Below are 8,443 nucleotides of genomic sequence, written 5' to 3'. Positions count from 1 at the left end.
AGCTCGTCAGCAGGGTTTTGACATCACTGTTAGTGGTTGGCAGTATGGCTAATTGAGAATGGTGCAAGATCTCAGTTTTAACCGACTCAAATAGTAATCTCAATTTGGAAAATTAGAGTTACACATATATTCTGCGCTAACTTTATACAAAAACAGCTTTGATAGAATTGCTAGAGTCGTCTTTAGACGACTTCAGCTATGAGACAGGGGTTTAAACCCCTGTTGGACTGTCGGACTAATGGCACACCCTACAAAATTACCAATGACTGATGACTCTTTAATTCTTTTACGTGGTGGGCGAGGGCGAAGGTGCGCTGTTTTTGGTAGGTTGATCTGGCTTAGCTTTCGGCTCTGGTTTGGGTGGCGCAGGCGGAGGGAAAGTCGCCGCGCGTCTGGGTATTTGTAGAGCTGTTCGGAATGCAGAAGACGGGAAGAAATCGCTAAATTGAGAAAGTCGATGGGCGATGGGTTCTGGCGCATCTTCCCACAAGCTTTCGTAGTAGAAGAAAGCGACGCCTAAGCCGTATCCTTGGACTGCTTGCACCTGAGATTTAATTTGATGAATCGGTACTGGATTATTTCTCAAACCTGTCATAATCCCCACTCCGGTGGGAATTTTTTGCTGTGCTTCTTGCATTTCTGGACGGTTAATCTTGTCCACAAATGATTCTAGATTGGGATGGTAGACTTGTACGATTAGCTCGTCGGCAATATCCAAACGCACCCAAGTCCGCCAATCTTGGAGGTGATGTTTGTAAGCAAACTCGTAGTAATTGGGAGAAATCGAGAAAATTGCATTGGGTTTGGCTGCTTTTACGGCTTGATTTAGCTGCGACATAAAAGCAGTGATTTTATTGGCTCGCCACTGCACCCATGCTGGGTTTTGAAAATCTTTGGGCGGAGCTTTTTTTGTTTCTTTGGTATACAAAGCAACTGTGTAGTCATCGTAGCCAAATTCCGACGGCAAACTCATGTGGTCGTCAAATTGAATGCCATCCGCGTTATATTGAGTGGTGATTTCTAGTACAAGTTCGGTAATGAATTGCTGCACTTCTGGATGAAAGGGATTGAGCCAAACTACTTCGCCGCCGGCGTCGTTTGATGTTTGGCTGCCGTCCTGTTTTTGTGTCAGCCACTCGGGATGAAGTGTGGCTAATTCTGATGTGGGAGGAGCCATGAAACCAAACTCAAACCAAGGAATTACTAGCAGGCCTTGGCGGTGAGCTTTATCGATTAAATCTGCGAGCATATCTTGTCCGTCTAACCCTCTGTAAACAAAGGGTTGAATGTCTCTTTGCTGCGCTACATAGCTGGGATACATGGCATAGCCCGAATTCCAGGCTACAGGATAAATAGTGTTGAAATTTAACCGCTTTAATTGGCTGACAGCATCTCCTAGTTTGCGACGATCTCTGAGGATGTCTTTGTCGTTTGTCGTCATCCAAACGCCGCGAATTTCCTGGCGGGGTTGCTGGGCGATCGCCGGAATGAAGTTGTTCGCCAGCAATACTATAATCAATGATAGGGCAAACAGAAGCGGGAAAAGAGTTTTAATCGATCGCTGCCAACTGCGCGGAATGATGCGTAATGTCATAGTTTTGAATGGTGAGTTAGCTATTGAAACACACCCCGGCATAATTTGGTGATAAAATTTGCTCGCTCTACAGTCTACAGCCATTCGCGTTGAATGTGAAATCGGTTAAGTGCAATGGGTGGATTGATGTTATGCGATCGCAAATGAGCTAAGTATAATCTCAGAGACAGAGGGTAAGTGAGAGCATTCTGTCTAACTGCTGGGAAATCATTAATTACGCACTGCAAGCTTTCCTTACCGGATAGTGCGGCCCAAGGAGTTCGAGTGCTGTACAATATCGGTGCTGGAACATTTCGATCGAACATCTGTAATTGTGAAACATTTAGTGTTAATTGGTGGCGGTCACAGTCATGCTATTCTATTAAAAATGTTCGGCCTCAAACCGCTGGCAGGAGTGCGTTTGACTCTGATTACCGACGTACTGCACGCGCCTTATTCGGGGATGCTGCCGGGGCACGTTGCCGGATTTTACGATTATGATGAATGTCACATCGATTTGCGATCGCTCGCTGAATTTGCCGGGTGTCAAATATTGGTCGATCGGGCGATCGCGATCGACCTTAACAAAAATTTAGTTATTTGTCAAACTCACCCTCCGATTAATTTTGATGTGCTTTCTGTGGATATCGGCACCACTCCTGAGACTTTATCTGTACTGGGTGCTGCTGAATATGCAATTGCAGCTAAACCCGTACCGGAGTTTTTAGCTAGCTGGAATCAGTTAATTTCCGAAAGAGCAAACCATCCCCAAAAACCGCTGCGTATCGCGATTGTAGGCGGCGGTGCAGGCGGCGTAGAATTAGCATTAAATATGCAATCTCGATTGGGGAAGGAAGAAGGAAGAGGGAAGAGGGAAGAAGGAAGAGGGAAGAAGGAAGAGGGAAGAGGGAAGAAGGAAGAAAATTTAGAATATTTATCCTCAGAAATTCATTTGTTTCACAGCGGGGCTGAATTGATGCAGGGACACAATCAGCGCGTGCGCCGCCGCCTTAAAGAAATTCTGATTAATCGTGGCGTTAAAGTGCATTTGCAGGAAAAAGTCTGTGCAGTAAAAAAGATTGAGAGAGAAAGCAATCCTCAATTCCCTACCAATTACCAAATTTCCTGTAAATCAGGTTTAGAATTAGAGTGCGATCGCATTTTTTGGGTAACACAAGCATCGGCAGCCAATTGGATAAGAGAATCCGGTTTAGGAGCCGACTCAAACGGCTTTATGCAAGTCAACGATTGCCTGCAATCAGTCTCTCACCCCAACGTATTTGGGGCTGGCGATATCGCTGCGATGGTTAATTATCCGCGTCCGAAAGCAGGCGTGTTTGCCGTGCGTCAGGGCAAACCGCTGTTTGAAAACTTGCAGCAGTTTTTATTGGAAAAACCGCTGAAACCCTTTGCACCGCAAGAACAATACTTAGGGTTAATTGGTACTGGGAATAAAAGGGCGATCGCATCTCGCGGATCTTTCATGTGGGAATCGGCGCTGCTGTGGTACTGGAAAGATTGGATCGATCGCCAATTTATGCAAAAATTTAGCAATCTGCCCAAAACCCGCAATACCAAATAGCAAGACATTCAGATATTCTCCTCTCTTCCTCTGCGTCAACAGCGGTAAATTAAAAAAGTCTTATTCAAAAACCCTTTAAGCTTGCTATAGTAATATCAGAAGTAAGAAAAACTAACTATGTTCAGAAAAATTGGATTTGGGCTGCTTTGGATTGCATTTATCACCTACGCCTTTGTATTTGCACCACCCGACAGCCCAGAAAAAACAATCACACTAATTACCAATATTTCCACAGGCAAAATAGCAGACATCAACCCTTTAATTGTAGCGTTATTCAACCTCATGGGAGTCTGGCCGCTCATCTACAGTTGCGTCTTATTTGCTGACGGCAGGGGGCAGAAAATACCTGCATGGCTATTTGCCACTTTATCCTTTGGCGTCGGCGCCGTTGCCTTGCTGCCTTATTTAGCCCTGCGCGAACCGAATCCAGAATTTCCCGGTCATAAAAATATCTTTTTAAAGATATTAGACTCCCGTTTTACTGGAAGTTTCTTAACATTAGCTGCTGTTGGTTTAGTTACCTTTGGCTTGACACAAGGCGATTGGTCTGATTTTATTGGACAGTGGCAAACCAGCCGTTTTATACACGTAATGAGTTTAGATTTTTGTATGCTTTGCCTACTATTTCCTGCCTTATTGGCAGACGATAGGGCGCGCCGAGGAATGCAGAACTCTACAGCATTTTGGGCTGTAACATTATTACCGCTGTTCGGGCCGTTGGCTTATCTGTGTACGCGCAAACCGCTGCCGGAAACTAATACGGAAACTGTTACAAATTAGACAGCAGTGCAGGCAATTCTCACTTTAATCTAGGAATCAATCACAAGTAATCAGACAAGAAACAGGCAAGATACCTGTTCCACAATAAGTAAGTTTTATTGTGGGTGGGCTCCTAGCCCGCCCATGAAACACTGATTACAAATAGTGCCAAATCTGAGTATTAATGTAAATAATTATCTCCCAGTCTCTAGCAAATGAAAAAATTTCCGATTGTTGGCATCACAACATCCAACCGCTGTCCAGCAGGCGAATATCGCTTAAATGGAACTTATATTGATGCAGTTCAGGCGGCTGGTGGCATTCCAATTTTACTGCCGCCCAATCAATTAAATCCGGCTAGTATTTTGGATGCAGTAGATGGTTTAATTTTTTCCGGGGGCGGAGATATTAACCCAGAACTTTATGGCGGTTATGTCGATCGCACAGTTTACTCGGTTAATGCAGAACGCGACAATTTTGAATTAAACTTAGCAAAGCTAGCTTTGAAGGCTGACATACCTGTGTTGGGGATTTGCCGGGGAATGCAAATCCTCAACGTAGCCAGCGGTGGCAGTTTGGTGATTCACGTACCGGATGCTTACGGAGACGAGGTTAATCACGGATCGGGAATTCCCCCGCGTGCGATCGAGCATACCATTGAAATTGAGCCAAACAGTCGGCTAGCAAAAATTATGGGAAAAACTTCAACAACAGTTGTTTCCTGGCATCATCAAGCAGTGCGGAAAGTAACATCCGATTGGCGAATTGTAGCCAACGCACCTGACACTTTGGTAGAAGCAATGGAACACTGCTATCACCCTTGGATGATAGCAATTCAATGGCATCCCGAAATGTCGCCAAACTGTTCGTTCAACTCTCGAATTTTTCAGGCTTTTGTGGAAGCAGCAGCTTCAAGATTTATGAATTCTACCCAATCAGCTTTAAAATTGTCGGCGTGAATTTTGCACATTTAGTATCTCATGCTAAATCCGGCTTAAATATCCCCTTACTCTCTTAGTCTGCGAAGGCAGACTTCGTTTGTATAGTAGCGGTTTCAACCGCCTACTCTTGATAGTCAGTATCTATTTCAATATCCAGGGTATCTTCATCTATTCTGACATACAGAACATTCGGGCGACAGCAAACCTGACAATCTTCGATATAAGATTGCTCCATACCACCGCTGATATCAACAAAAGTTGTACTCGGTTCGCCGCAGAAAGCACAGTAATATTCAGCCGTTGTTTGCATCTTTCTCGCACTCTCTTTTTGTGACTTCGTGGCGGTAGCGAAACATATCTGTTAACCGCATTTCCACCCACCAACCTAACAACAGATCGACAATCGGGCCGCCCGGTATCGAAAATGCGATCGCATCTGTCAATCTAGTCTTGCCATTTTCTGAGGTAAACTCGTGTCGGTGAGTCCAACGTGCCATCGGCCCCTCAGTTTGTTCATCAACAAACAAGCGATATTGTTCGCACTCAGTGTGAGTCGCCACCCATTTTACAGGAATCGGCCCCAATAACAGACGAAATTCTGATACAGCACCCACATCTAGTCCCCCTTCGCGGCGAATGATTTTCACCGGTTGCCAAGGCGGAGTCAAAAGTTGCAGAATATCCGGCCTTTCGTGAAAGTTCCAGACTGCTTCAACGGTGGCATTAATCAGCGACGAATATTTAAAATTGGGCATTGTATCGTTGGGCTAAACAGTTAAGTGCGATCGGGTTTCAGCATTTGCAGTATTATCCTCTGTATCAGTACAAACAGCAACTGTTAGTTTCAATCCCAAAGCATTCAGCCAATTTCCCAGATTATAAATCGCATCACTTCCTTGCTGCGACAGCAATTCCTCCAGTTTTTTTAAGTGCAATTCATATTCTTCAGGAGTCATTGTTGGTTGACCTAGAGCTTCAGCTACATTGCTGAGAGCAAGTCTGAGTAATGCTTCGTCAGGTTCTTCGCCTTCATCTAATTCAAAATGAGTTTCGAGATAGACTGCCGCATAACTGGGGCTTTTTAGCCGTGCCATCAAAAAGTCATGATATGGTAAACTTTTAGGCATTTTTTTAACTCCTATAATCTGTCCAGTATTCTATGGCTTGGCGAATGTCTCGGTCTTGAGTGCTTTTATCTCCTCCGCACAGAAGAAGTATAATTTTTGTTCCTACTTGCCCAAAATAGATTCGGAAACCAGGACCATAGTCTATCCTTAATTCAAAAACTCCATTTCCAACTGATTGACAATCTCCCAAATTCCCCAAAATAACTCGGTTAAGTCTTTTATCAATAATTGTTGAAATTTTGCTATCTCGGAGCGAATCATACCAGTTATCAAACGGCACTTGACCGTCTGAGGTAACATAACGCTGAATTTCCCTGGGTTGGACTTCTGCCATAATTGTATTATAGTATGTCGCTCCTCATCTTATCTTGAACCGGTTGCCAAGGCGGAGTCAAAAGTTGCAGAAGGTCCGGCCTTTCGTGGAAGTTCCAGACTGCTTCAACGGTAGCATTAATCAGCGACGAATATTTAAAATTGGGCATTGTATCGTTGGGCTAGACAGTTAAGTGTGATCGCGTTTCAGCATTTGCAGTATTATCCTCTGTATCAGTACAAACAGCAACCGTTAGTTTCAATCTTTTGCATCCCGCTATTTCCTAAGTCGTCAACTGCAAATCCTTCGTCCTAAAATGACTCATCGCTTCAGCCAAATGCTTCTTCAAAGTCGCCTCCGGTAGCGGCCCTTTTAAATGACTCCAAGGCAAAACCTGATCCAATTCCCACTCTTGAACAACATAAAAATCCATCTCCGGCAACTGTCCCCGCAAATCCTTAAAAGCCCGCCGATAACTGCCCAAAGTATCGCCATAATGCCGCACTAATTCCAACAGCCGAGACAACCGCCGATCGCCCTTTGACAACAAACCCTGAATTACCGACCAATTATAGCTTTCAGGTCTAAATTCTAAACCTAACTTCCGCAATTCTTTATCTAAAAACTTCAGCCTCTTCTCCGCATCTTTATTCACTCCAAACCACTGAAAAGGAGTGTGAGATTTCGGGACAAAAGTGCTGCATCCCAGAGTCAACCGCAAACCGGGAACAGCTTTTCTAATCGCCCGCATCATCGCCACCGTCTCCTCTAAATCCTCCATTTCTTCGCCGGGAATTCCTGCCATCCCGTAAAGTTTAATTCCCTTTAAGCCGCCAGCCTTAGCATTGATAGCAGCTTGAATAATTTCATCATTAGTGAGTTTTTTGTTAACGATTGTGCGGAGGCGATCGCTCCCGCTTTCCACCGCAATTGTCACCGATTTGCTGTCTCTGTTGGTCAATATTTCTGCTAGCTTAACTGTCACCGTATTCGTCCTTACCGAAGAAAGACTCAGCCGCACGCCGTCGTATTTCGGATGATTCAAATGATCCAGCAACGCTTCAAATTCCGGGTGCTGAGTAACTGAAGCACCCAACAAACCCAAACGATTAGTCACAGCTAAACCGCGATCAATCGCCGGAATTAGCGAATCCTCCAAACTCGCAGTTCTAAACGGCAAAGTCAGATAACTTGCCAAACAAAAACGGCACATTTCTGGACAACTCCGAACCACTTCCACCATGTAAATATTTTCCCAAGCAGCTTTTTCTGTCACCACAGTGGAAGCCGATAAAGTATTGCCGCGATAAGTCTGTTTTTCAACCATACTGGGAATTCCCGAATCGACAGGCTGAATCGATTTAATACCCTCAGTTGCATCCAGATAAGTTACTTCGTACAAACTGGGGACGTACACTCCTGGAACTTGGGCTAAATGCCGCAATTTAGTTGGTCTGTCGGCGGTACGGACTTCTTTACAAGCATCAATAAAATTGTCTATGAGATGTTCGCCATCTCCCAGCAAAATCACATCAAAAAAATCGGCAAAAGGTTCTGGATTAGCCGTAAAAACCGGGCCACCGCCGAAGACTATCGGATGATTATCAGTTCGTTTTGACGCCCAAATCGGAATTTCTAGAGATTCCAATAAATTGAGAATATTTACATAGTCTAGTTCCCAAGAAAGCGAAAATCCCAGTAATTCTGGATGTCGGGGAAGTTGTTCGCGGATATCAGTAAATAAACGGCCCACTTCAATATCCGATCGCACAGCCAAAGTTGCCCACACTATCTGATAGCCGAGACTGGTAATACCCACCGTGTACTCGTTGGGAAAAGCAAAAATAGTCGGGATAGCATCAGCATCGGGGGTTGCTGGGGCAAATAGCAAGCGTTCTTGAGCAAAGGGATTAGGAGTCATCCGATTTTAGATTTTAGATTTTAGATTTTAGATTAGGGAATTTATCCCACGGATAAATCCGGGGGTTTGTGACCACATTGCTTAGAATCGCGAGCAAGTTTAGCCTTAGCAATAAAAAATCTAATTATAGCTCATAAATGACTCTAGCCTGAAGTTGACACCTCTACCTTCTGATAACTGACTATTGACAAATCACCGAAAGCTATTGGTTGCGAGGCCTCCCGATT

The 8,443-nt window shown here is 44.4% G+C and carries 10 protein-coding genes and 1 pseudogene; 3 read left to right on the top strand and 8 right to left on the bottom strand.

Translation table 11 applies throughout. The features are described 5' to 3' along the window. Window positions 1–286: 286 nt before the first annotated feature. Together QT994_RS18800 and QT994_RS18795 are read right to left on the bottom strand one after the other, a co-directional pair. Window positions 287–1,678: a glycoside hydrolase family 10 protein gene (locus QT994_RS18800; RefSeq protein ID WP_333176977.1), complete on the bottom strand. Its 1,392-nt coding sequence runs from the start codon at window positions 1,676–1,678 to the stop codon at window positions 287–289. After that, window positions 1,669–1,899 carry a hypothetical protein gene (locus tag QT994_RS18795; RefSeq protein WP_333046591.1) on the bottom strand — a complete coding sequence of 77 codons (231 nt, stop codon included), beginning with the start codon at window positions 1,897–1,899 and terminating at the stop codon, window positions 1,669–1,671. Before QT994_RS18795 ends, QT994_RS18800 begins: the two co-directional genes overlap by 10 nt. Window positions 1,900–1,907: 8 nt before the next feature. Here QT994_RS18795 and QT994_RS18790 point away from each other — a divergent pair, with 8 nt between their 5' ends. The 3 genes from QT994_RS18790 to QT994_RS18780 all read left to right on the top strand — a co-directional run bounded on the left by QT994_RS18790 (window position 1,908) and on the right by QT994_RS18780 (window position 4,873). Next, window positions 1,908–3,155: an FAD-dependent oxidoreductase gene (locus QT994_RS18790; protein ID WP_333176974.1), complete on the top strand. Its 1,248-nt coding sequence runs from the start codon at window positions 1,908–1,910 to the stop codon at window positions 3,153–3,155. A gap of 117 nt (window positions 3,156–3,272) precedes the next feature. Then, window positions 3,273–3,935, top strand: a complete 663-nt coding sequence (locus QT994_RS18785; RefSeq protein ID WP_333176971.1) for a DUF2834 domain-containing protein — start codon at window positions 3,273–3,275, stop codon at window positions 3,933–3,935. 194 nt (window positions 3,936–4,129) lie between these two features. Continuing rightward, window positions 4,130–4,873, top strand: coding sequence for a gamma-glutamyl-gamma-aminobutyrate hydrolase family protein (locus QT994_RS18780; protein WP_333176969.1), 744 nt, complete (start codon window positions 4,130–4,132; stop codon window positions 4,871–4,873). A gap of 103 nt (window positions 4,874–4,976) precedes the next feature. Here QT994_RS18780 and QT994_RS18775 read toward each other — a convergent pair whose 3' ends face one another. The 6 genes and pseudogenes from QT994_RS18775 to QT994_RS18750 all read right to left on the bottom strand — a co-directional run bounded on the left by QT994_RS18775 (window position 4,977) and on the right by QT994_RS18750 (window position 8,216). After that, window positions 4,977–5,165 carry a CPXCG motif-containing cysteine-rich protein gene (locus QT994_RS18775; protein WP_006635525.1) on the bottom strand — a complete coding sequence of 63 codons (189 nt, stop codon included), beginning with the start codon at window positions 5,163–5,165 and terminating at the stop codon, window positions 4,977–4,979. Next, window positions 5,149–5,610 carry an SRPBCC family protein gene (locus QT994_RS18770; RefSeq protein WP_190745192.1) on the bottom strand — a complete coding sequence of 154 codons (462 nt, stop codon included), beginning with the start codon at window positions 5,608–5,610 and terminating at the stop codon, window positions 5,149–5,151. The genes QT994_RS18775 and QT994_RS18770 overlap by 17 nt, the downstream gene beginning before the upstream one ends. Window positions 5,611–5,622: 12 nt before the next feature. Next, window positions 5,623–5,982, bottom strand: a complete 360-nt coding sequence (locus QT994_RS18765; protein ID WP_333176966.1) for a transcriptional regulator — start codon at window positions 5,980–5,982, stop codon at window positions 5,623–5,625. A 4-nt stretch (window positions 5,983–5,986) separates the two neighbouring features. Continuing rightward, entirely contained in the window at window positions 5,987–6,316 is a 330-nt protein-coding gene (locus QT994_RS18760) for a type II toxin-antitoxin system RelE/ParE family toxin (protein ID WP_333046584.1), read from the bottom strand. Between the two features lie 34 nt (window positions 6,317–6,350). Then, window positions 6,351–6,464 (bottom strand): annotated as a pseudogene (locus QT994_RS18755) (SRPBCC family protein); the annotation flags it as partial. Between the two features lie 114 nt (window positions 6,465–6,578). Then, window positions 6,579–8,216, bottom strand: a complete 1,638-nt coding sequence (locus tag QT994_RS18750) for a radical SAM protein (RefSeq protein WP_333176964.1) — start codon at window positions 8,214–8,216, stop codon at window positions 6,579–6,581. Between the last annotated feature and the right edge of the window lie 227 nt (window positions 8,217–8,443).

Origin of the sequence: Microcoleus sp. S13_B4, from assembly GCF_036700885.1 — a bacterium.
In the GTDB taxonomy this organism is placed as follows: Bacteria; Cyanobacteriota; Cyanobacteriia; order Cyanobacteriales; family Microcoleaceae; genus Microcoleus.
This window is presented reverse-complemented; position numbering and strand designations above follow the sequence as displayed.

Excerpts from the sequence above, each read along its gene's own strand:
- QT994_RS18750 (WP_333176964.1), bottom strand. The coding sequence starts at position 8,216 with ATGACTCCTAATCCCTTTGCTCAAGAACGCTTGCTATTTGCCCCAGCA.
- QT994_RS18775 (WP_006635525.1), bottom strand. The coding sequence starts at position 5,165 with ATGCAAACAACGGCTGAATATTACTGTGCTTTCTGCGGCGAACCGAGT.
- QT994_RS18800 (WP_333176977.1), bottom strand. The coding sequence starts at position 1,678 with ATGGCTGTAGACTGTAGAGCGAGCAAATTTTATCACCAAATTATGCCG.
- QT994_RS18765 (WP_333176966.1), bottom strand. The coding sequence starts at position 5,982 with ATGCCTAAAAGTTTACCATATCATGACTTTTTGATGGCACGGCTAAAA.
- QT994_RS18785 (WP_333176971.1), top strand. The coding sequence starts at position 3,273 with ATGTTCAGAAAAATTGGATTTGGGCTGCTTTGGATTGCATTTATCACC.
- QT994_RS18770 (WP_190745192.1), bottom strand. The coding sequence starts at position 5,610 with ATGCCCAATTTTAAATATTCGTCGCTGATTAATGCCACCGTTGAAGCA.
- QT994_RS18780 (WP_333176969.1), top strand. The coding sequence starts at position 4,130 with ATGAAAAAATTTCCGATTGTTGGCATCACAACATCCAACCGCTGTCCA.
- QT994_RS18760 (WP_333046584.1), bottom strand. The coding sequence starts at position 6,316 with ATGGCAGAAGTCCAACCCAGGGAAATTCAGCGTTATGTTACCTCAGAC.
- QT994_RS18795 (WP_333046591.1), bottom strand. The coding sequence starts at position 1,899 with ATGTTCGATCGAAATGTTCCAGCACCGATATTGTACAGCACTCGAACT.